The sequence below is a fragment of the Vibrio sp. OPT41 genome, from assembly GCF_015163595.1.
GTDB lineage: Bacteria > Pseudomonadota > Gammaproteobacteria > Enterobacterales > Vibrionaceae > Vibrio > Vibrio alginolyticus.
In genome coordinates this window covers 830,050-853,192 of record NZ_JADDYH010000014.1, presented here as the reverse complement: position 1 = coordinate 853,192, position 23,143 = coordinate 830,050, and the positions used below count along the sequence as shown (strand labels likewise).

Here is a 23,143-nt window from a genome sequence, read left to right as displayed (position 1 = left end):
CAATCACAGGAGTATGGAAATGAAAAAGTGGTTATTAGCAGCAACGATTGCTGCAACGGCAGTATCAGGTGTTGCCCAAGCGAAAGAATGGAAAACAGTTCGCTTTGGTATCGAAGGTGCTTACCCTCCGTTTAGCTGGACAGAAACTGATGGCTCAATAAAAGGCTTTGACGTAGACATGGCAAATGCACTCTGTGAAGAGATGCAAGTGAAGTGCAAAATCGTCGCTCAAGATTGGGATGGTATTATTCCTTCTCTGCTTGCACGTAAGTACGATGCCATCATCGCAGCAATGTCTATCACTGAAGAGCGCAAGAAAAAAGTCGATTTCACTGGCAAGTACGCACAAATTCCAAATAAATTTATCGCTAAGAAAGGTGCGGGTCTAGATTTTGATAATCTTAAAGATGTCAAAATTGGCGTGCAACGTGCGACGACACATGACAAGTACTTAACTGACAACTACGGCGATGATGTTGAAATTGTGCGTTATGGCTCTTTTGATGAAGCGTATCTTGATCTAGAAAATGGTCGAATTGCTGCTGTTTTAGGTGATGCTTCTGCTCTAGAAGAGGGTGTGATCAACAAAGCAGGTGGCGAAGCTTATGAGTTTGTTGGACCATCGTTAACCGATCCAAAATGGTTTGGCGAAGGTATGGGTATCGCTGTTCGTAAACAAGACAAAGATCTAACGAAGAAACTCGACGCAGCAATTATTTCACTACGTGAGAAAGGTGTTTACCAAGAAATTGCTGGTAAATACTTTAACTACGATGTGTACGGTGAATAAACCGTAATTAAGCGACCGTTGGCTTGTTCCTAGAAGTAGTCAACGGTCGATTTTTTGAGTTTAGGGATTAGGAACTCACCTATGCTAGATTTACAAGGATACGAAGCTTCGATTTTGAAAGGAGCTTTAGTAACAATAGAAGTTGCAGTGCTTTCACTCATTCTCGCCATGGTCTTAGGCATGCTTGGCGCATTAGCTAAGTTAGCACCTTACAAATGGGCAAGGGCGATTGCCACTCTTTACACCACAGTCATTCGCGGCATTCCAGATTTGGTTCTGATGATGCTAATTTTCTTTGGTGGACAAATACTTTTAAATAACAGCCTTTACTCCATCAACGAAACGCTCAACGAGTGGTTTGCCTCGAGTGATCCAAACCATGAATGGACGTCTTACTTACCTGATTATATTGATGTCAGCCCATTTATTGCTGGTGTACTCACGATTGGTTTTATCTTTGGCGCCTACATGGCGGAGACTTTTCGCGGAGCGATCATGGCGGTGGACAAGGGTGAATTAGAAGCGGCGAAAGCTTATGGGATGAGTTCTGCTTTATCGTTTAGAAGAATCTTACTTCCTCAGATGATTCGTCATGCATTACCTGGATTTGGTAATAACTGGTTAGTGTTACTTAAGACCACAGCGTTAGTTTCCATTATTGGTCTGGATGACATGGTGAGAATGAGCTCATTGGCAGCAGGTACAACGAAAATGCCGTTCACCTTTTACATGGCTGTCGCGCTCATCTTTCTATTTTTTACCAGCGTTTCGACCGGGCTACTCAAGCTTGTTGAGCGTAAGTTCAGTATTCATGCGAGGTAAGTTATGGACTTTTCTTTGATTATTGAAAGCTTTCCAACTTATCTTCAGGGACTTTGGACAACAGTTTGGTTAGTGGGATTAGCGTTGGTTATTGGCTTGTGTGTCTCTATCCCATTAGCCGTGGCACGCAATAGTACCAATTACGCTCTAAGCTTACCTTCTTGGGGATTCATTTACTTTTTCCGTGGAACGCCGCTATTGGTTCAGCTGTATTTGATTTACTACGGCATGGATCAGTTTTTCCCTGTGAAAGATACCTTGTGGGAGAACGCTTGGTTCTGTGCTTTGGTCGCTTTTATTCTGAATACATCGGCTTACACCGCAGAAATTATTCGTGGTGCGATTAATGGTTTGCCGAAAGGTGAGGTGGAAGCTGCGAAAGCCTATGGCATGAGTAAGTTTATGACATACAGACGTATTATCTTGCCGAGTGCATTGCGTCGAGCATTACCAGCTTATTCAAACGAGGTCATATTTATGCTGCACGGAAGTGCAGTCGCGGGCATCGTTACCATCATGGATTTAACTGGTGCTGCGCGTCTAGTTAACTCGCGCTACTATGCACCATTTGAGTCTTTCCTGACGGCGGGGCTGTTCTACATGGCACTGACGTTTATGATCTTGTGGTGTTTCAAAGTGGCAGAGAAGCGTTTCTTAGCTTATCTGCGTCCTTTAAGCTAATTATCAATAGAGGCAATAGCACCGGAATGGGTGCTATTGCTTTTGATAATTTTGTTATCTTCATTCCTATTTTTCCAGCCGATGTAAAAGACTCTTTCTTATTATTCATTAACTTACATTAACATTCGGTAAACTCATTGTTTAGTAAGTAAAAATGAAAAAAACAATTCTATCGTTGGGCATTGCCGCCTTAGCCACAGGATGTGGTGGGGGAGAGGGAGAATCACAACCTAATGCTCAAGTAAAACCAACGCCAGCTCCAGTTCAACAAGCTCTTGAAACTGGTAATGCACTGCTCGTTTCTGACCCGAGCGATTTCATTCGTGAAAGTCGTCAGGTTGTGGAAGCTCACAAGATGCAGTCGAATACGATCAAATCTGCAATTGCGAAAAACCTTTCAGGTCTTTATTGGGATCCAACCCATGATGCCGCGATCTTGGCACCTAAGTATGGCTTCAACGACACCATCTTGATGACCAATAAGGCCATGGTAAGCGGTTACAAAGATCAAGCTATGTCAATTGGCGTTGCCGGGGAAAAGTCTAATGGTCAACGTTACGCACTATTAGGGAGTAACCCATTTAGAACGGCACAACGTTTTCCCGACTCTTCCAACTCAGCGATGACGAAATGGTTAAGTAATCTGGTCACTTGGTTGTCGGGCGGAGTTACTTCAAACGTCGTCATCGCGCAAATGGACCAGTCTTATTACTTTCCGGATGAGCAAGCGACTCGGAATTGGCTGAAAGACAATGTTTCACAAGAGTTGGCGTTTAACGAGGCCAACCTATGCGATGGTTCGAAGCTACTTAGCTGCTTGCAAACCAATACTCCAAACTTATTGATCTTGTCACAGCATCTGCAATCTGGCGACACCAACCAACAAGTACTCGATGCTCTGGCATACGCTGAGCAAGCCCAAATTCCTGTTCTATACCTGCATTGGGATGGAGGACTAACTGAACTTGGCCGAGACATTTTGGAAAAATTCCATGTTGATTATGTGGGAGATAACTATTGGCGTAAGTTAGGCTTGGTTGATTGGGCGCCTTCATCACTCATGAACTTCGTGCCAGACTCTGTTGCTACGCAACAAGCGCTGTTGTCTCGTTTTGAATCTCAAAACTTCAATGTTGACTTGTCACAGTGTGAGGACAAATCTTGTCCTGACACTGCGAATATGGACAGTCAATTTTATGCAGGGGCAAACAGCATTCGCCATTGGTTGCAAAAGCTTGATGAACAAAAAGTAGATTTGTTTAATCAAAACGGCTACCAATACGAAAAACTCATGGTATTGTTGGCTGATCATTATCGTCAAACGGTTGTCTTCCCGATGGACAAACAATCAACCCAAACGACCGAATTCCTAAAGTCGTACTTTGCCGATTACGTGCAATACAACAGCCGAAGCGTAAACCCAAAACAACCAAATATGGGGAACTTCAGCCGTAGTGAGTTTAGCCCTGACATAAAGAGAATCAGTGCAACGATTAATATGGAATCAAAGCGTAACTTCCGTTCGACTGGTGTGTATGCGCTTCCTGGGGAAACTTTTACGGTTAAACGTAATGACAGCAATGATGTGGCGACTAAGATTGTCATCAACACTTTAAGAAGTGGTGCAACTCATGAGTTCAGCAAAGATGGATACACGCGACCAAAACTGCTGACTTCATTCGGCTATGAAGTGAAGCCGGGTGAAACCATCACGTTGACTTCTCCTTATGGTGGTCCAGTACAGGTTCACTTTGACAAAAATGATGTTCCGGTTGAACTGAAATTTAATCATGTGGCACAGCATCCAGTTTGGAGAAGTGAGAAGGATAACGACGCTTTTATTCAACAGTTAGAAGCCAATTTATTCGATTGGGCTGAGCTGATCACTCCTGGGTTTGAAGTACACTCAAAGCGCGACAAAATGTTGGAGTCGGTTAACGATAAAATGTGGTCTACCCCTTCGGAAATGGCGCTTGCAACAGAAGAATATGTTCACAACTACCCGCATGTGCTAGCAGGTTTCCAAGGGCCGGGCATAGATGAAGTGCCTGAAATTATTCAATACGCCCAAAACCAAGGTTGGGAAATCGCCAATATTGATATAGTGAAGCACATGAACGCTGACCAAGCGACGTGTGGTTATGGTTGTTCGGGTAACCCTTACGATGCTTATTGGTCATTCAGCCCACTCGGTCACGGTGATTTACATGAGCTTGGCCATGGTTTAGAAAAAGGTCGATTCCGATTTTCAGGCTGGGAAGGGCATTCAACGACCAATTACTACTCGTATTACAGTAAGTCTCGTTTCTTCCAGAATACGGGGAAAGTTTCAACTTGCCAAAGCTTGGATTTCAAAGGCCAGTTTGAATTATTGCAAGCTAGCCGAACTCAAGCGGATCCAAACGCATACATGGCAGCGCAAAATCAAACCAGTTGGAGTTGGGGCGCTCGTGTTTACATTCAAATGATGATGGCGGCGCAGCATGAAGGTGTGCTTAAAAATGGTTGGCATTTATTGGCGCGCTTGCACCTGATTGAACGTGAGTTTAACCGCTTAAAATCGGACGATGCGCTTTGGGATGAGAGACGATTGAGTATTGGTTTCGCCAACTACTCTCGGGAAGAAGCAAATAGCATCTCGAACAACGACTGGTTGCTTATTGCTCTGAGCTACATTTCTCAGCGAGATATGACTAACTATCTCGATATGTGGGGATTCTCGTTCACAGAAAAAGCGAAACAGCAGGTTGTGGCGCTGAATCTACCACCGATGCCGCTCACTTACTTTGCAAGTAGTAATACAGGCTACTGTCTGAACGAATTCGCTCAAACACCGATAAGTATTGATGGTCAAACGGTTTGGCCGCTGAACCAGTGATTAAATGGTAATTTGTATTAAAAAGGGAGACTGAGTCTCCCTTTTTATCGGACTAAGCTTAGCGTTGAGTCTCGCTTATAGCTTTGCAATATATTACTTAAATGTTGACCAGATTGGTGCGTGATCTGAAGGCTTCTCGATACCACGAAGCTCATAGTCGATACCAGATTCAATACACTTTTCCGCTAGAGAAGGGGTTGCCAAAATGACATCAATTCGTAGGCCACGGTTATCATCAAAACCGCGAGAACGGTAGTCAAACCACGAAAATTGATCGTTTACCTCTGGGTATAGCTTACGGAAGGTGTCCACAAAGCCCCAGTCTAGTAAGGTTTTCAACCATTCGCGCTCTTCAGGTTGGAATGAACATTTACCTGTTTTTAGCCAACGTTTCCGGTTTGGCTCGCCGATACCGATATCTGCATCAATAGGGCTGATGTTGATGTCACCCATAACAATCAATTGCTCGTCGTTATTGTGATGATCGTTTAGGTAGGTCATCAGATCTTTATAGAATTGGCGCTTGTATGGGAATTTGGTTTCGTGGCTGATGTTATCCCCTTGAGGGAAATAGCCGTTTAGCACAGTGACCTTTTCGCCGTTTTCATTTAAAAACGTTGCCATGATCATGCGCTTTTGATGTTCCTCGTTATCCGTCGGGAACCCTTTTTGTACGTGTAGAGGCTCTTGCTTACAAAGCATTGCTACGCCGTAATGTGCTTTTTGACCATGAAAATACACTTTGTAGCCCATGGCTTCGACAGCTTCAATCGGGAATGCTTCATCGTGAACTTTAATTTCCTGAAGACCAATCACATCAGGTTGGTGTTTGTCGATTAGCGCTTGGAGTTGGTGCAGTCGCGCACGTAGTCCATTGATGTTAAAGCTGATTACTTTCATTATTTATCCTTTTTGGGGGCGTACTTTTTATGAATAGTATCATTGTGTAAGAGCACTGAAAACGAGTCTCGGTGAAAGGAGTGAAACGCTCTGAGCTACTTTGCTTTTAATTTGTTTTCTAAGTCGTTTTGCACGATCTTTAAAGCGTTAAGCGCAACTTCTGGATCTATCTCATTGCTCTCAAGCAAATAGATTAAATCGACAGCCAGTTTGATCTCTTCAGGTGCGTCATCTAAAGGCGAGGTTGGTTGATCAGCCATTATTGATGTTTTTCCCTATGTGTAATTTGGTTCTCTAGCTTAAGAAGTGCTGTTTCACAACGCGCTAAACGTTGCTCGGTTGCTAGTAATACTTTTTGAGCGTCGGCACGCATAAAACTAGGAGCGCTTTCGACAGCACGTTCTTTTTCTAACACCATCTCGCGCAAGCGTCTTGCCCACTCTTGATGTTGAGCGAGCTCCTGATAAAGCACGTTGATAGGCTTACGGAAATGGCTGCTATGTTTGATTTCATTCTTACGAATTTTAGTGGTAGAAATCTCGCGTTGAATCGCACCGATTTGCGCCACTAACCGTTCAGTGAGGTACTCAGCACGCAAAGCGGTGAGCTTACCTTCATTTTGCTCACGCACAATCGCACCCAGCGTGGCTTTTGCTTCTTTTACGCAAGGAGTAAGTAAGCGAGAGCGGCAACCAAATAAACGCTCATCAAAAAGCGGAACATGATGTTCGCCTCTTTGACGGTCAAGAACAGCGGCTTGCTTCGCCATTTGTTCTAGATTTTCCTGGAGTTGAGAAATGTTCATGACAAACCTACAAACCATGCGTCATAAGCCAATTTAATAGCTAGTATGCTGACGACAGTAACAAATACAGGACGAATGAATTTAGAACCAAATCTAATAGCGGAGTGCGCGCCAACAAAAGCACCAGCCATTAAACATACTCCCATTGTTAAGCCTAGCACCCAGTTGATGTGTCCGAGGAATGCAAAAGTGATCAAAGAGGTAAAGTTACTTGTAAAGTTCATTGCTTTTGCTAAGCCAGAGGCGAGCAAGATATTCAGCCGGTACAGCGCCATTGAACTTACTGTCCAAAAAGCCCCAGTTCCAGGCCCAGCGAGTCCGTCGTAGAATCCGATTGATAAGCCTTGTATGTACTGTTTTTTATGAAGTTTTGGGCAAGGCTCGGGGATTGGACTTTGATGAGCAGAGTGGGGCGTTTTATGAAAAACGGTATACAACGCTGCCGCCAAAATAACAAGTGGCAATCCTTTTTCCAGCCAATCCGTACTAATCGCATCTACAAATAGCGTACCTAATGTCGCTCCGACGAGTGTCGCCACGAATGCACGCCTCCAGCATTGAGGCTTGAATAGACGTTTTTTGTAGTACGTAAATGCCGCAGTAGAAGAAGCAAAGGTAGCGGCAAGTTTATTGGTGCCTAGTGCAATATGAGGCGGCAAGCCCAGCGACAGTAGAGCAGGTACGGTAAGCATGCCACCACCACCGGCAACTGCATCAATAAATCCAGCGACAAAAGCGACAAGCGCCAACACCAACAGCATGGTTGGCTCAATCATTTCCATAAATGGTGATTCTTCTAATATTCTATTTTACGTTTAAATGGAGGTAGTGAGTCGATTAAGGCTTGTCCGTATCGCTTAGTGACTAGGCGTCGATCAAGAATCGTTACTCTACCAGAATCTCTCTCTTTACGCAGTAAGCGACCTACGCTCTGGATCAGCTTTTTGCTTGCGTCAGGTACAGTTATTTGCATAAACGGGTTTCCTCCTTTTTTCTCAATGTATTCGGAATGAGCCTGCTCAACAGGGGAGGTTGGAACGCCAAATGGAATTTTTGTAATCACCAAGTTTTCAAGTAATTCGCCAGGTAAGTCTAGCCCCTCAGAGAAACTGCCAGTACCAAATAAGATGCTGGTTTTATTTGATTCTATTAACTTTTTATGTTTTTTTAGAATTTCTTGACGTGAGCTTTCACCTTGAACTTGCAACGCCCAGCCTTTTTTTATGAACTCCGAAGAGAGTGCCTTCGCGACTTGGTTCATCTGCCAATAGGATGAGAATAATGCTAAGTTGGCTTTCTTGTCTTCCAAGTACTTAGGCAAGATCTCAATAAGATATTCAGTAAATTGAGGCGCTGGTGGTTCATATTTCATCGCAGGGATGAGTAATTCTGCCTGGTTTTGGTAATCGAATGGTGACGCAAGCGCTAAAAACTGTGTGCCTGATTCTGGTTTTCCATCAATACCAACCTGATGGCAAAAGTAATGGAAGGAGTTTAATGCACGCATCGTTGCGGAAACCAAAATGGCGCCAATACATCTGCTCCAAATCTGTTGGTCGAGTTGCCATCCAATTTCAAGTGGCGAAACACTCACAATGAAATCACCCTCGCGATCAGGGTGGGTTTCTAACCAGCGAGCTAAAGGCGCACCTTTTTCACGAGCTGGTTCAGCCATTAAATGCCATACTTGCGCTAGGTTTTCTAACCTTTGAATGTAGAAACCGAGCTCTGCAAGCGCTGGTTCAGCCAACCTTGTCGCAAGCTCCCCGTCTTTTACTCTTTCCGCAATAAGGTCGGCAATTTTTGCCACACTCTGATTTGCTTTTTTACTGAACTGTTTTAGTTCTTTGGATTGGTTCTCTAACCACTCAGGTAGTTCACCGTGTTCGAAGCGGTAGATACCCTCTTCAAATTGAGCTGGGTCGAACTGTTTGGGCAATTGAGTCAGTGCCGGTATCAAGTTCTGAACCGCGTCTTGAAGGTCGTTGCGAAATCGAGCTACGCGTTTCTCGTCTGCGAGTGATGAAAACTTACTAATCGACTGATTTAACTTCTCAAGCCATGCTGCCGCGCCTTTTAAACTCGCAGATGCTGAAGCATGGTCACGAGCGACGTGAGGTAAGTGATGTGCCTCGTCGAAGACGTATATTGTATTTTCTGGCTCAGGTAAAATCACGCCGCCACCTAAATCTGCGTCTGCCATGACGAGAGAGTGGTTAGCAATGATGACATCGTTTTTATCCAACTCTGAGCGCGCTTTTTGGAATGGGCAGCCGCGGTGGCCTGGTAAACTGTTATTGCAACTGTGTTTATCACTGACAATCAGTTGCCAAAGCTTATCGTCGATGGGTTTAGGCCAAGAATCACGGTCACCGTCCCATTTACCTTGCGCAAGAGAGCGATGCATTGTTTCTAACAGCTCTATATCTTTTTGCTTAGGTTTGGTTTCAAACATGGCTAACTGGCCACCATCAGCACCGCTAGCAGTAGCGAGCTTTTCTGCACAACAATAGCGTTGACGGCCTTTTGCCAAAATAAAAGAAAACTCTCGGTCGGTAATCCGACGAAAAAGAGGGAGGTCTTTATTTATGAGCTGCTCTTGCAGAGCGACGGTCGCCGTTGAGATAACCACTTTTCTATTGTTATGTACAGCCACGGGAATGGTCGCCATTAGATAGGAGAGCGATTTACCAATTCCAGTCCCTGCTTCTGCAACGAGTATTCGGTTAGATTTGTGATACTGACCGCACAGCGTTTTTGCAATCTCTGCAACAAGGTAGTTTTGTGCTCTTCTAGGCACAAAGTTATCAAGTTGATCTTGAAGGTTTTGATAGCTATTACGAATCGATTTTTGAATGTTACTGGTCAGCATACGGGCCTCAAATGCGTTGGAGGCGAATAGTAGCACACATCACTAGTTGTACAGTAGTTCACAAAACGGAATGCTTTTATAAGGAATGTAGATCTCCTTCACAAAAAAATATTGAACCTTATCTTAATGAAATTAATTTCATTATATGAAAAATATAAAACTCCAACTTGGTCTGATTTGTGGGTTTTTATTCTTTTTTTTGTTTTTTTAAATTTACTTATTGGATTAAAAAACCATTTGTTAATAATTTTGTAAATTACAAATAATAATGGAGATTGGTTAGATGTTCGTCGAATAAATAAAGGTAAACTTATCAAGTTGTTGTTTTATAATGGTATTTTGTTTTTTTTACATTGGTATTTAGAAAATTTGACAGCCAGAATAATCTTTTGCACTCTTAGCTCCAGATTTTGAGGAGGTGCTGTATAACGTTTTGTTAACGCTCTACCTCAAACATATAAAAAAAGGGAACCGGACAAGGATATCCCGAACTAAGAAAAGGCAGTGGATTAATTATGAAAAAAACTCTATTAGCACTAGCTGTAGTTGCGTCTGCAACTTCAGTGAACGCAGCTGAAGTATTCAAATCTGAAGAAGGTTCTGTAGATTTCTACGGTCAGCTACGTCCAACTCTTCTATTCACAGAAAAAACTGATCACACAGCAGAGCTAAACACTAGCTCTTCTCGTACTGGTGTGAACGCGGTTTACGTTGTTGACGAAAGCCTAAAAGTTCTGGGTGAAGTTGAAATCGGTGTTGCTCTAGGTGACAACTACGACGCAGGTGCTGATTCAAGCGAGCGTACAGATGACTCTGTATACGTACGTCGCCACATCATCGGTTTTGATATGGGTGATATGGGTACTCTTCGCTTCGGTAAAGAAGGTACTTGGGCTGATGACGTATACTTCGCAGATTACTCTTACTTCTTCGGTGGTAACGCAGCGGAAACTGCATACGGTCACGCTTGGAACAACGATTCTCAAATCAAATACGCTTACGAAAATGACGCGTTCTGGCTAAAAGCTGGTTACGCGCTAGGCGAAAAAGATTCTAACGAAGAAGTACTAGAAGTATTCGTTGGTAAATCTTTCAACGACCTATCTCTACACGCTGGTGTACTTACTGCGAACAACGACATCAACGTAACTAAAGAGAAAAAACTAGTTCTTAATGGTGTAGAGCAAACAGTTTCTCACACAGAGCGTACTGATAACGAAAACCTATCTTTTGAAGTAACTGCTGAGTACGCATTAAACGAGCACACTCTAGGTGCTACGTACTACTACAACGAAAACGAAGATAAGCTAGGTAAATCAACAGTTGATTCACACTACATCGTTGTAGCTGGTATGTTCGCTGTTGCTCCTAAAACAACTCTATACTCTGGTTACGAGTACCTAGCTCAGTCTACTGACGAAGCAGGTAAAGTAGACGCAGACTCTTCTTGGTTCTACGCTGGTGTTGAATACAAGTTCTCTAAATGGGCACGTGTATTCGCAGAAGCGGGTTACACTTTCGAAGGTACTGACTTCGACAACAAAGACACAGACGACGCAACTAACTTCGGTGTTGGTGCTCGTTTCTACTGGTAATCAATACCCAGTTTGATATTGTAAGACCCAGCTATATGCTGGGTCTTTTACTATGAAGATAAGGATGAAAAATTCTATGCAGTTATCATTAAAAGTGGCAATGGCACTGTCTATTTTTGCCAGTACAAACCTCTACGCTGCAACGACTTTAGTGGTTCCAGAAGACGTGAAGTTATTGGCCGTCAACATGGAGAAGCCAGATCTAGAAGGTGGTCTTTTTTCTAGTGAGAAGACAATCGAACTACCTGACGGAACGAATCAAATTGTCTTCAAATATCAACCTACATTCGAAATTAACGAAAACCTTAAGACGGTTTACAGTGATGTAATCGTTGCTAAATTTGATGCTGAAAACGAAAAGCTAACGTTTGAACTGCCAGAGTTTAAAACTCTTCGCCAAGCGCAAAACAACATCTCGCCTCTAGATTGGCAATTACTGGATACCAAAGGCCAACCTATTGCTTTGGTCGAAGATGTATTAGAGTCAGATGGTGTTCAAATTGGTCGTAATTACCCTCAAGAATCTCGCAACTACAATATTGCTGGCGGTATCGCGAGTGTTGCCGTTAGTTATGTAACTGTGAATCAGCATCAACAATCAGTAAGTGATATCGAGCCTCGAGTTGAGACTAGTGATACCCGTTCAACAGCCGCATCGAACGACAGCCCAATGGTTGATGTATTAAAGACGATGTACCAGAAAGCGTCTCCGGCGGAAAAAGAGGCCTTTAAAAACTGGCTTGCTGAGCAGTAATCCCTTAGTTCATTAGATAGGGCTTAACTGAAAAAGTACGAATCTAAAAAGCAGGCTTTAAGCCTGCTTTTATCTTTTCTGCTTATTAGAGAGAGATTTCTCTCCATTCACCAGGCATTAGGTCGTTAAGGACGATATCACCCATCGAATGACGAATGAGGCGCAAAGTAGGGAAGCCAATGTGCGCAGTCATGCGACGCACCTGACGATTTCTTCCTTCAATAATGGTAATGGCTAACCAAGTGGTAGGGATATTTGCGCGAAAACGAACCGGAGGCGTTCTGTCCCAGACTTGTGGTTTTGGAATAACTTCAACTTCGGCTGGTAGAGTCATACCATCTTTTAGCTCTACTCCCTTTCTCAATTTTTCAAGATCTTGCTCCTGAGGAGCGCCATCAACTTGAACCCAATAAGTCTTCGGCGATTTTGACTTTGGCTGCGTTAGCTTCGCCTGCAAGATGCCATCGTTAGTGAGTACCATCAAACCTTCGCTGTCTCGGTCCAATCGGCCAGCCGCATAGACATTTTTGATTGGGATATAGTCCGCTAACGTTTTGCGACCATCGCCATCGGTAAATTGACTGAGCGTATCGTAAGGCTTATTGAAAATAATGACTTTACGATCTTTAGGGGCCACTTTTGGCTTTTGGCTTTTTGTTGGGCGATTAGGGCGGCGGTCTTGCTGAGTACGAGTCTTCGAGCCATTGCGAGCTCCTGAGTGTTTAAAATGGCCCGTTTTAGACTGGTTACGACTGCGACCTTTTTCCTGACCTGTACGAGATGACATGTTAACTACCCTGCAAAAATGTAAATGAACTGTGTTTGAAAGTTTTAAGTTTTCTCATGATCGGATATGATTTGCGCGCCTAAAACTAACAAACGCGCACAGAATGATAGACTAATTCGTGTTATTTGTTTAATTATATCAGTGCACTCATGGATTCAGAGCTTAGAGCTTCAAACTACAACAAAGAGTGCGAACCGCATGTGGCGTTAGTGAGGAGACATGTACTGCTAACGTGCAGCAATGCGTCAATTAAACCAACTCAGACGCTGAGTTGATCAGCCAACAAGTTGATTAAAAAATAGGGAAATTTCATGCCTACAGAAAAACCTACAATTATCTACACCATCACTGATGAAGCGCCGGCGCTAGCAACTTATTCATTACTACCAATCATTCAATCATTCACAGCATCGTCTGGCATCAATGTAGATACTCGTGATATTTCACTAGCAGGTCGAATTATCGCTAACTTCCCAGAGCATCTAAAAGAAGAACAGCGCATTGGCGATGCGTTGACTGAGCTTGGTGAACTAGCTCAAACTCCAGAAGCAAATATCATCAAGCTACCTAACATTTCAGCTTCAGTTCCTCAGCTTAAAGCGGCGATTAAAGAGCTTCAGGCGAAAGGTTACGATTTACCAAACTACCCAGAAGAGCCGAGCACGTACGAAGAGAAAGCGATTAAAGCGGCTTACGACAAAATCAAAGGTAGTGCGGTTAACCCAGTACTTCGTGAAGGTAACTCAGACCGTCGTGCTCCGACTTCGGTTAAGAACTACGCGAAGAAAAACCCACACTCAATGGGTGCATGGTCAGCAGAATCTAAGTCTCATGTTGCGAGCATGTCAGACAATGACTTCTTTGGTAGCGAAAAGTCTACAACTATCTCTGGTGCAACAGAGGTCAAAATCGAGTTTGTCGGTAATGATGGTACAGTTAAAGAGCTTAAGTCTGCGTTCCCATTACTAGATAAAGAAGTCATTGATACTTCAGTAATGAAGAAGAAGGCGTTGGTTGAATTTTTCGAGAAAGAGATTGCTGAAGCGAAAGCGCAAGACGTGCTGCTGTCTCTTCATATGAAAGCGACGATGATGAAAGTTTCTGACCCTGTCATTTTCGGTCATGCAGTAAAAGTTTACTACAAAGACGTTTTCGATAAGTACGGTAAGCTGTTTGAAGAGCTAGGCGTTGATGTAAACAATGGCATCGGTGATGTTTACTCAAAAATTGAGTCTCTACCTGAAGCGCAAAAAGCAGAAATTGAAGCGGCCATTCAAGCGGTTTACCAAACTCAACCAGAACTTGCGATGGTTGACTCTGATCGTGGTATCACAAACTTACATGTACCAAGTGACATTATTGTAGATGCTTCTATGCCAGCAATGCTTCGCTCTTCGGGTCAAATGTGGGGACCAGATGGTAAACAAAAAGACACCAAAGCGATGATTCCAGATCGTAGCTACGCAGGTATTTACCAAGCGGTTATTGATTTCTGTAAAGAGCACGGCGCATTTGATCCAACCACTATGGGTAGCGTACCTAACGTTGGTCTAATGGCTCAGAAAGCTGAAGAGTATGGTTCTCACGACAAGACATTCATTCTAGACGCTGCGGGTACTGTTCGCGTTGTTGATGCTTCAGGTAACGTACTGTTAGAGCAAGCGGTTGAAGAAGGTGATATCTTCCGTATGTGTCAGGTTAAAGACGCACCAATCCAAGATTGGGTTAAACTAGCAGTGACTCGCGCACGTGCAACAGGTGTTCCAGCTGTATTCTGGCTAGATGAAAACCGCGCGCACGATGCTGAGCTCATCAAGAAAGTAAACGCCTACCTACCAGATCACGATACTGACGGTCTAGAGATTAAGATCCTATCTCCTGTTGAAGCTTGTAAGTACTCACTAGAGCGTATGAAAGCGGGCCTAGATACTATCTCTGTTACAGGTAATGTTCTTCGTGACTACCTAACAGACTTGTTCCCAATTCTAGAGTTAGGTACGTCTGCTAAGATGCTATCTATTGTTCCATTGATGAACGGTGGTGGTCTATTTGAAACAGGCGCTGGTGGTTCTGCTCCTAAGCACGTTCAACAAGTAGAAAAAGAGAATCACCTTCGTTGGGATTCTTTGGGCGAGTTCCTAGCGCTTGCAGCTTCGTTAGAGCATTTAAGTGTAGCGACAAACAATCCTAAGGCTCAGGTTCTAGCAGATACACTAGATAAAGCGACCGGTGAGTTTTTAGACACCAATAAATCTCCGTCACGCAAAGTGGGTGAGCTAGATAACCGTGGAAGCCACTTCTATCTTGCACTTTACTGGGCGAAAGCGCTTTCAGAGCAAACGGATGATGCGGATCTTGCTGCTGAATTTGCACCAATTGCAAAAGCGCTGTCAGAGCAGGAAGAAACGATCGTTGCTGAGCTAAATAATGCGCAAGGCGTGAAAGGTGAGCTAGGAGGTTACTACTTACTAGACGATGCATTGGTTTCTAAATTGATGCGTCCAAGCGAAACCTTTAACGCAATCATTAACAAGTAAGTTAGTGTTAAAAAACACGTCGTTTTCGGCGTGTTTCCTATCCTGTAAGTGCGTTGTAAGTGTTCCTTTTGTAACACGTGCTCTAAATAGTAAGAAACCCGCTATCTTGGCGGGTTTATTTTTCTCTTCAAAACATCAACGTGGTGTTTCGAGAGCAATATTTTTATATTTCGACAGCGCTCTAATTATTTGGCTTGGCCTTCAAGAGGCACGACGCTACTCGCGTGACAGCCTTTGGGACCTTTTTCAATCTCGTAAGAGACTTGTTGGCCTGCTTTCAGTGTACGATAACCGTCCATCTGGATAGTTGAGTAGTGGGCAAAGATATCTCCCTCTTCTTCATCTGAACAAATAAACCCAAATCCTTTGGCATTGTTAAACCACTTTACTGTACCTGTAGCCATGCTTTACATCCCTCATGCATTTTTTACTGATGTTGTTACTGCAACCAAGTTATACCTTTAACTTGGTACTACCATTGTCAGCGAATGCCAACAAACGTCAAATCAATGATAAGTCACATTCATCAAACCACTTAAAGAAGAGATGTTTCAAAATGATGATTTATGCATCGACACTTTCCACTGTAGTCAATGAATTTCGACAGTCAATAGCAGTGAGCAACAAACAGAAACATAATTGAAAACAAATCACTTTTGAGATTAACAAAGTTGCAAACAGTTTTTCGTATATACGCAGAAGTTTAGTCAATTTGCCTATGAAGTGGTTCATACTGAAAAAGCCATACTGTCCGTGTTGCTTATGGTAGAAGAATCCTCTGACTGAATAAAAAATGAAGTTTTCGTGATAATTACCGTATTCTCAATGAGGAAGTGTGATCCAGATAGAAGATGATGGGGTGGTTTGCAATAGTCCGAAAGCAATAAATAGAAAGTTCTTTTATAAGAAAAAATGTGTAACTTATCGACAAGCATCTTTTATTTGCGCCGTATCAAGACGTGCATTAGTCTCTATATTAGGTAGCAACTTTTATCGATCAAAGATCGAATTCGGTGCCATAACTCACTACACCGCGTTGCACGCTTGTGGTAGATTGTTTTTATAGGTCGAAAACATCAACCCTTTGATACGATATCTTTAGATTGCCATGAGTAAAAATTTTGAATGGGTCACTCCGGACTCTGATCTTCTGGAGCGAGAAAGTACGAAAGTCCAGCCACCTAAGCTGTACAATGTCGTACTCAATAATGATGACTATACACCTATGGATTTCGTCATAGAGGTGCTTGAGCGATTTTTCTCACATGATATTGATAAAGCAACTCAAATCATGCTTCAGGTCCACTATGAAGGAAAGGCAATCTGCGGCACATACAGCGCAGAAATTGCCGAAACAAAAGTAGCGCAAGTTACGATGTACGCAAGGGAAAATGAACATCCGCTACTTTGCACTATGGAGCAAGCGTAAACAAAGAAGACTTGCTCGAACAACCCCAGTTGTTTTTTCGGGAGGTACTTATGCTAAATAAAGAACTAGAGTCAAGCCTTAACGGTGCATTTGCTCGGGCGCGCGATAAACGCCACGAGTTTATGACTGTCGAACACCTCCTACTTGCATTGTTGGAAAATGATGCAGCTAAGGAAGCCCTTCTAGCTTGTAAGGCGGATCTTGACGCTTTACGCAACGAACTCGATATTTTCATCGATCAAACTACGCCTCTTATCCCAGATAGTGATGAGACGCGTGAAACGCAGCCGACTTTGAGTTTTCAACGTGTACTACAACGCGCCGTCTTTCATGTACAGTCGTCTGGTCGTAATGAAGTAACAGGCGCCAACGTGCTTGTTGCTATCTTCAGTGAACAAGAGTCGCATGCCGCTTACTTACTGAAGAAAAATGACATCTCCCGATTAGATATTGTTAACTTCATCTCCCACGGTATTACTAAAGCATCAGGTGCAGGTGAGGATTCATCATCAGACTCGTTTAGCTCAGAAAGTGTTGAAGAGCCTAATTCTGAAGAACGCCTAGAAAGCTTTGCGACGAATCTTAATCAAGTCGCTAAAGATGGAAACATCGACCCACTCATTGGACGTGATAAAGAGTTAGAGCGCACTATTCAGGTACTTTGTCGACGCCGCAAGAATAATCCACTACTAGTGGGTGAGGCAGGGGTTGGTAAAACAGCCATTGCGGAAGGTCTTGCATGGCGAATTGTCGAAGGGCAGGTCCCTGAGGTTATTCAAAACAGCGTGATTTATTCACTAGATATTGGTTCTTTGCTCGCTGGTACCAAATATCGCGGTGATTTTGAAAAGCGCTTCAAGGCGATTTTGAAACAACTTGAAAAAGAAGAAGATGCCATTTTGTTCATCGATGAAATACATACCATCATCGGTGCAGGCGCGGCATCTGGTGGTCAAGTCGATGCAGCAAATCTTATTAAGCCTCTTTTAAGTAGCGGTAAGTTGCGTTGTATTGGTTCGACGACATACCAAGAATACAGCAACATTTTCGAGAAAGAGCGTGCGTTGTCTCGCCGCTTCCAAAAGATAGACGTTGTAGAGCCCTCATTGGATGATACAACTAAAATCTTGATGGGCTTGAAGCCGAAGTACGAAGCTCACCATGAAGTACGTTATACCAATAAAGCACTGCGTGCCGCGGTAGAACTGTCGGCTAAATACATTAATGAACGCCATCTACCAGATAAGGCCATTGATGTCATTGATGAAGCTGGTGCTCGTAGTCGTCTTGCTCCTGCAAGCCGTCGTAAAAAAACGGTCGGAGTGGCTGATATCGAATCAATGGTTGCCAAAATGGCGCGAATTCCAGAGAAGTCGGTTTCTTCTTCAGATAAAGACATTTTGAAAAACTTAGATAGCAAAATGAAGATGTTGGTATTCGGTCAAGATAATGCGATTGATGCATTATCCGAGGCGATCAAGCTGACACGTGCAGGTTTAGGTGTAGACAACAAACCCGTTGGTTCATTCTTGTTTGCAGGCCCAACAGGGGTTGGTAAAACAGAGGTGACGGTGCAGTTATCTAAGCTTCTAGGTATCGAACTACTTCGTTTTGATATGTCTGAGTATGGTGAGCGTCACTCCGTAAGTCGCTTAATTGGTGCGCCTCCTGGTTATGTCGGTTATGACCAAGGTGGTTTGCTAACCGATGCTGTTATTAAGCACCCACATTCAGTCGTATTACTTGATGAGATTGAAAAAGCGCACCCTGATATCTTTAACCTGTTGTTGCAAGTCATGGATAACGGTACGCTAACGGACAACAATGGTCGCAAAGCAGACTTCCGTAATGTCATTCTTGTTATGACAACTAACGCAGGTGTGGCGGAAACCGAGAAGAAATCAATTGGTTTGATTCAACAAGACAACAGTCACGATGCAATGGCGGAAATTAAGAAGGTGTTTACTCCTGAGTTCCGTAACCGTCTTGATAACATCATCTGGTTTAACAGCCTTGATGAAAGCGTTATCCATCAAGTGGTTGATAAGTTCATTGTTGAACTGCAAGTGCAACTTGATGCGAGAGGCGTTTCAATGGAAGTATCGCAAGACGCTCGCCATTGGTTAGCACATAAAGGTTATGACAAAGCTATGGGGGCTCGCCCAATGGGGCGTGTTATCCAAGAACAGCTTAAGAAGCCTTTGGCTAACGAACTGTTGTTTGGGTCTTTAGTTGACGGCGGTACAGTGAAAGTAACGCTGGTCAACGATACGCTTGAGTTTGAATACTTAAGTGAGAAAGAGACAGCGATGCATTAATCGTTAGTCGGTAACAAACGTAAAAGCGCACGAGAAGATCGTGCGCTTTTTTATCTGAACTAAATCGGAAAAAATTGTGCAATAAAAAACGGAGCAGCTTGCTCCGTTTTTTATTGCATCCGAAAATCAGAGATTAACGAGCGCGGAAGACGATGCGGCCTTTTGACAGGTCGTATGGAGTCATCTCTACAGTTACTTTGTCACCCGTTAGGATACGGATGTAGTTCTTACGCATCTTGCCAGAGATGTGAGCAGTCACAACGTGACCGTTTTCAAGTTCAACACGGAACATAGTGTTTGGTAGAGTGTCAAGGACTGTGCCTTGCATCTCGATTACGTCTTCTTTAGCCATTTAATCCTCTTTAGAAATTAGGCAATATTAGCGGGCTATATTCTGCCGCTAAATAGTAATTATGTAAAGTTGAGGCGTATTCTACCCTCGCCAACGCTGATTTACTAGCCTTTGGTGGCGTTGAAAGCGTGTTTTGTAGCTCATTGCTGGGCACTCATCAATCTGATATCCCAAATATAGCCACTGTTGTTTGTTTTCTTGGCAGTATTTAATTTGATAAAGCACTGCTAACGTGCCAAGAGATAACTCGTAGTCAGGGTCAAAAAAAGTATAAAAAGCACTCGAGCATTGAGGCATCAAATCTGTCACTGCAATGGCGAGCAATTGATCTGATTCATCGTAAATGTGTAAAAACGACGTTGTCAGCCAGCTGGTTTGAGCAAATCGAGCAAACTCATCACGCTTTGGTGGGTACATAGTGCCGTTTCTATGCCGTTTGCAGATGTACCGACTGTAAAGCTCAAACCATTCCTCATCCATTTCAGGTTTCATTTCCCAGCGTAAAGACTGTGCTTTATTAAGCAGCCTCTTCTGACTTTTTGATAGTCTAACGTCTGGAATCGAGACTCGAATTGGCTGGCAAGCGGTGCAATGCTCGCAATGCGGTTTATATATGGTATCTCCGCTACGACGAAAACCGTTAGCCATGAGCAACTGGTAATTTTCTTCAGTATGCAGCCTTTCATCAAGCGCCACCGCAACCCGCTCTTGCCGTTCAGGCAAATAACTACAAGGGTGATTATTCGTCAACCCTATTCGAATATGTTGTATATCCGTACTCATACTGAATCCTGCAAAACTTGGGGCTGATAGGCATCAAATAGTGTTTGCTTTTCTCTTAAAGATAGTAGTTTTTGCATAAATTCGTCACGCTCAAGTTCAAATGCGCCAAGTGATGCCAAGTGAGAATTCATAACTTGGCAATCGATTAATTGACCTTGCTTTGACGCCAAATGGTTGCATAAGTACCACAATGCAATTTTGGATGCGTTATCTTTTAGGCTAAACATCGACTCCCCGCAAAAAAGTTGGCCCACGCAGATGCCATATAGTCCGCCAATCAGGTTGTTGTCATGCCATACTTCTACAGAGTGACAGTGACCAAGTTTGGCTAACTCAATGTAGGAAGCTTGCATTTCCTCGTTGAGCCATGTTTCCTCTGCAGGGCGTGTTGAAGAACATAGTCTAATCACTTCTTCTGTCGCGAAATTGAGTGTTACTTTATAGTTATGTTTACGCTGAAATTTTTTGAGACTTTTAGATGGCTTAAACTGCAATGGGTCAAACACGGCGCGCGGAGAAGGGCTCCACCATAAAATAGGTTCACCAGGACCATACCAAGGGAAAATGCCTTGATAGTAACCATTGAGGATTCTCATGGGGTTTAAGTCACCACCAAAAGCCAGCAAACCATTGGGGTCGCTGAGTGCTTTATAGGGTGAGGGGAAGTTGAACGTTTCATCGAGTTCAGTTAAATAAATAGCCATAAGAAGTCGTTACCAACATTGGAGTCAGAGGAGTTTATGATGACCTGGTTAAGAAATATCGTAAAAGTATGGCTTGGGATCATACTGTTTTTACCACTTGTCGCCAACGCAGCCTATGAAAGAAATGTTGCCAAGCCAGTTAATGAAGTAGTTTACGGGAAGATTGACTCTGTCCGTTATATTACTCAACAAGAGGTTGTTCAATCGAAAAGTAACGGTTGGAAGACACTACTTGGTGCCACTATCGGTGGTTTAGTCGGTAATCAATTTGGTGGCGGTACGGGAAGAGAAGTCGCGACGGCAGTGGGTGCGCTTGCAGGTGCCGCAGTTGCTCAAAACCAAAGTAATTACCAATACACGGTTGAATATAAGTTAGTTGAGCTACTCATCAAAGTGAAGGGTGATAAGCTAATTAATGTCATCCAAGATGTTGATAAAAATATGTTATTTAGTCGAGGGGATGAAGTTCGTATTTTATATTTTGATGATGGAGTCAGGGTTGATATCACTTATTAACCCTAGGTTGTTTTAGCCTAACGAAGCCTAATCAAGCATGTACAGTCGGGCTGGCTTATTGTCAAATCAAGTCGAAATAGTTTGCTGTTTCGCCGTGCTTCTTTCGCTCTTATTTACATCGCTGGCAATGCCTTTAATTCTGTATCTTTAGGCTGCTTGAGGATATTCATAAATTAGCGCCGATTTACTCTGGTTTTGTCGTGTTTTTTTGGGTAGTCTGAATTCACGAAGAATTGTTTAGCCCTCATAAAAAATCGTATGTTGAGGGCACAAAGGATTATCAACTTTTAATGGAAAGCCTAACGTTACAACCTATCAATAAAATTCAAGGGGAAGTGAACCTTCCTGGCTCTAAAAGCGTTTCTAATCGAGCTCTTTTACTTGCTGCTCTTGCTAAAGGCAGAACTCGCCTTACTAATCTCCTCGACAGTGATGATATTCGCCATATGCTGAATGCGCTGACTAAACTAGGCGTTCAATACCAACTTTCCGAAGATAAAACAGAATGTCTCGTTGACGGCCTTGGGCGCCCGTTTTCTGTCTCAGAGCCGGTAGAGTTATTTCTCGGCAATGCTGGCACTGCGATGCGACCATTAGCTGCGGCTCTTTGTCTTGGAGAAGGGGAGTATGTACTGACGGGCGAACCTCGTATGAAAGAGCGTCCAATTGGTCACCTTGTCACGGCACTGAAAGATGCTGGTGCGAACGTTGAGTACATGGAAAACGAGAACTTTCCGCCTCTCAAAATAATTGGTACTGGCCTAAAAGCAGGTACAGTTTCTATCGATGGGTCCATTTCAAGTCAGTTCTTGACCGCTTTCTTAATGTCTGCGCCATTGGCTGAAGGTGAAATTCGCATCAACATCGAAGGCGATTTGGTTTCTAAGCCTTATATCGATATCACCCTGCATATCATGAAGCAGTTTGGAGTCGATGTGATCAACAACGACTATCAAGAGTTTGTGATCCCAGCCGGTCAGCAATACATCGCTCCAGGCGATTTCTTGGTTGAAGGTGACGCGTCTTCTGCTTCTTACTTCTTGGCGGCGGCAGCCATCAAAGGCGGAGAAGTTAAAGTCACGGGTATCGGTAAAAACAGCATTCAAGGTGATATTCAATTTGCTGATGCGCTTGAAAAAATGGGTGCAGAAATTGAATGGGGTGATGACTACGTAATTTCACGTGTTGGTCAATTAAAAGGCATTGATATGGATTACAACCATATCCCTGATGCTGCAATGACCATCGCGACAACAGCGCTATTTGCCGAAGGCACTACCGCTATTCGTAACGTTTATAACTGGCGTGTAAAAGAAACAGACCGTTTGTCAGCTATGGCGACTGAGTTACGTAAAGTTGGTGCGGAAGTGGAAGAAGGGGAAGACTACATCATCGTCAAACCTGTCTCTCAGTTAAAGCATGCTGCGATTGATACTTACGATGATCATCGAATGGCGATGTGTTTTTCGCTGGTGGCACTTAGTGATACGCCTGTGACGATTAACGATCCAAAGTGTACGTCGAAAACGTTCCCTGACTACTTCGACAAACTTAAGGCTTTAAGCTGCTAAATATTCTGACCTGAAACCGGAAAGCCAGAGTGAATAACACTCTGGCTTT

The 23,143-nt window shown here is 43.3% G+C and carries 21 protein-coding genes; 11 read left to right on the top strand and 10 right to left on the bottom strand.

What is annotated here, in order from left to right; all coding sequences use genetic code 11:
• Positions 1-19 precede the first annotated feature (19 nt).
• The 4 genes from IQP38_RS07450 (at position 20) to IQP38_RS07435 (ending at position 5,171) form a co-directional block, all read left to right on the top strand.
• Complete coding sequence (locus IQP38_RS07450) at positions 20-790, top strand: ABC transporter substrate-binding protein (RefSeq protein ID WP_005378437.1); 771 nt, start codon at positions 20-22, stop codon at positions 788-790.
• Positions 791-871: 81 nt separating this feature from the next.
• Positions 872-1,612: an ABC transporter permease gene (locus tag IQP38_RS07445; protein ID WP_005378436.1), complete on the top strand. Its 741-nt coding sequence runs from the start codon at positions 872-874 to the stop codon at positions 1,610-1,612.
• 3 nt (positions 1,613-1,615) lie between these two features.
• Positions 1,616-2,293, top strand: coding sequence for an ABC transporter permease (locus tag IQP38_RS07440; protein WP_005378435.1), 678 nt, complete (start codon positions 1,616-1,618; stop codon positions 2,291-2,293).
• Positions 2,294-2,447: 154 nt separating this feature from the next.
• On the top strand, positions 2,448-5,171 hold the full coding sequence (locus tag IQP38_RS07435; protein ID WP_193837458.1) for an ImpA family metalloprotease: 2,724 nt from the start codon (positions 2,448-2,450) through the stop codon (positions 5,169-5,171).
• 93 nt (positions 5,172-5,264) lie between these two features.
• Here the strand turns inward: IQP38_RS07435 and xthA are convergent, their stop codons facing one another.
• From xthA to dinG, 5 genes are all read right to left on the bottom strand, one after another.
• On the bottom strand, positions 5,265-6,071 hold the full coding sequence (gene xthA / locus IQP38_RS07430; protein WP_005378433.1) for an exodeoxyribonuclease III: 807 nt from the start codon (positions 6,069-6,071) through the stop codon (positions 5,265-5,267).
• Between the two features lie 95 nt (positions 6,072-6,166).
• On the bottom strand, positions 6,167-6,331 hold the full coding sequence (rsmS, locus tag IQP38_RS07425) for a pleiotropic regulatory protein RsmS (protein WP_005378432.1): 165 nt from the start codon (positions 6,329-6,331) through the stop codon (positions 6,167-6,169).
• A complete protein-coding gene (locus IQP38_RS07420; protein WP_017820026.1) occupies positions 6,331-6,876 on the bottom strand; it encodes a primosomal replication protein in 546 nt (181 codons plus the stop codon). The genes rsmS and IQP38_RS07420 overlap by 1 nt, the downstream gene beginning before the upstream one ends.
• Positions 6,873-7,658, bottom strand: a complete 786-nt coding sequence (locus IQP38_RS07415) for a sulfite exporter TauE/SafE family protein (protein ID WP_138940022.1) — start codon at positions 7,656-7,658, stop codon at positions 6,873-6,875. The genes IQP38_RS07420 and IQP38_RS07415 overlap by 4 nt, the downstream gene beginning before the upstream one ends.
• A gap of 14 nt (positions 7,659-7,672) precedes the next feature.
• Complete coding sequence (gene dinG / locus IQP38_RS07410) at positions 7,673-9,748, bottom strand: ATP-dependent DNA helicase DinG (protein ID WP_158156106.1); 2,076 nt, start codon at positions 9,746-9,748, stop codon at positions 7,673-7,675.
• A gap of 515 nt (positions 9,749-10,263) precedes the next feature.
• Between dinG and IQP38_RS07405 the strand changes: the two genes are divergently transcribed.
• The gene (locus IQP38_RS07405) at positions 10,264-11,343 is read left to right on the top strand and encodes a porin (protein ID WP_005378424.1); all 1,080 of its coding nucleotides are present in this window, start codon (positions 10,264-10,266) and stop codon (positions 11,341-11,343) included.
• Between the two features lie 76 nt (positions 11,344-11,419).
• The gene (locus IQP38_RS07400; protein ID WP_017634732.1) at positions 11,420-12,097 is read left to right on the top strand and encodes a DUF2057 family protein; all 678 of its coding nucleotides are present in this window, start codon (positions 11,420-11,422) and stop codon (positions 12,095-12,097) included.
• An 85-nt stretch (positions 12,098-12,182) separates the two neighbouring features.
• Here IQP38_RS07400 and IQP38_RS07395 read toward each other — a convergent pair whose 3' ends face one another.
• Entirely contained in the window at positions 12,183-12,884 is a 702-nt protein-coding gene (locus tag IQP38_RS07395; RefSeq protein WP_017634731.1) for a pseudouridine synthase, read from the bottom strand.
• A 311-nt stretch (positions 12,885-13,195) separates the two neighbouring features.
• Between IQP38_RS07395 and IQP38_RS07390 the strand changes: the two genes are divergently transcribed.
• Positions 13,196-15,421, top strand: a complete 2,226-nt coding sequence (locus IQP38_RS07390) for an NADP-dependent isocitrate dehydrogenase (RefSeq protein ID WP_005378404.1) — start codon at positions 13,196-13,198, stop codon at positions 15,419-15,421.
• A gap of 185 nt (positions 15,422-15,606) precedes the next feature.
• Here IQP38_RS07390 and cspD read toward each other — a convergent pair whose 3' ends face one another.
• A complete protein-coding gene (cspD, locus tag IQP38_RS07385) occupies positions 15,607-15,825 on the bottom strand; it encodes a cold shock domain-containing protein CspD (RefSeq protein ID WP_005378407.1) in 219 nt (72 codons plus the stop codon).
• Positions 15,826-16,529: 704 nt separating this feature from the next.
• Here cspD and clpS point away from each other — a divergent pair.
• Positions 16,530-16,850 (top strand): ATP-dependent Clp protease adapter ClpS, encoded by a 321-nt coding sequence (gene clpS / locus IQP38_RS07380; RefSeq protein ID WP_005378419.1) that lies wholly within the window; start codon positions 16,530-16,532, stop codon positions 16,848-16,850.
• Between the two features lie 50 nt (positions 16,851-16,900).
• Complete coding sequence (clpA, locus tag IQP38_RS07375) at positions 16,901-19,168, top strand: ATP-dependent Clp protease ATP-binding subunit ClpA (RefSeq protein ID WP_005387879.1); 2,268 nt, start codon at positions 16,901-16,903, stop codon at positions 19,166-19,168.
• Between the two features lie 133 nt (positions 19,169-19,301).
• Here clpA and infA read toward each other — a convergent pair whose 3' ends face one another.
• From infA to aat, 3 genes are all read right to left on the bottom strand, one after another.
• Positions 19,302-19,520, bottom strand: a complete 219-nt coding sequence (gene infA / locus IQP38_RS07370) for a translation initiation factor IF-1 (RefSeq protein ID WP_001040192.1) — start codon at positions 19,518-19,520, stop codon at positions 19,302-19,304.
• 81 nt (positions 19,521-19,601) lie between these two features.
• Entirely contained in the window at positions 19,602-20,303 is a 702-nt protein-coding gene (locus tag IQP38_RS07365; RefSeq protein WP_047100846.1) for an arginyltransferase, read from the bottom strand.
• Positions 20,300-21,007 (bottom strand): leucyl/phenylalanyl-tRNA--protein transferase, encoded by a 708-nt coding sequence (gene aat / locus IQP38_RS07360; RefSeq protein WP_005387881.1) that lies wholly within the window; start codon positions 21,005-21,007, stop codon positions 20,300-20,302. Before aat ends, IQP38_RS07365 begins: the two co-directional genes overlap by 4 nt.
• Before the next feature lie 39 nt (positions 21,008-21,046).
• Between aat and IQP38_RS07355 the strand changes: the two genes are divergently transcribed.
• Together IQP38_RS07355 and aroA are read left to right on the top strand one after the other, a co-directional pair.
• The gene (locus tag IQP38_RS07355) at positions 21,047-21,523 is read left to right on the top strand and encodes a glycine zipper 2TM domain-containing protein (RefSeq protein ID WP_005378348.1); all 477 of its coding nucleotides are present in this window, start codon (positions 21,047-21,049) and stop codon (positions 21,521-21,523) included.
• A 290-nt stretch (positions 21,524-21,813) separates the two neighbouring features.
• Complete coding sequence (gene aroA, locus IQP38_RS07350) at positions 21,814-23,094, top strand: 3-phosphoshikimate 1-carboxyvinyltransferase (RefSeq protein WP_017634728.1); 1,281 nt, start codon at positions 21,814-21,816, stop codon at positions 23,092-23,094.
• The last annotated feature ends 49 nt before the right edge of the window (positions 23,095-23,143 follow it).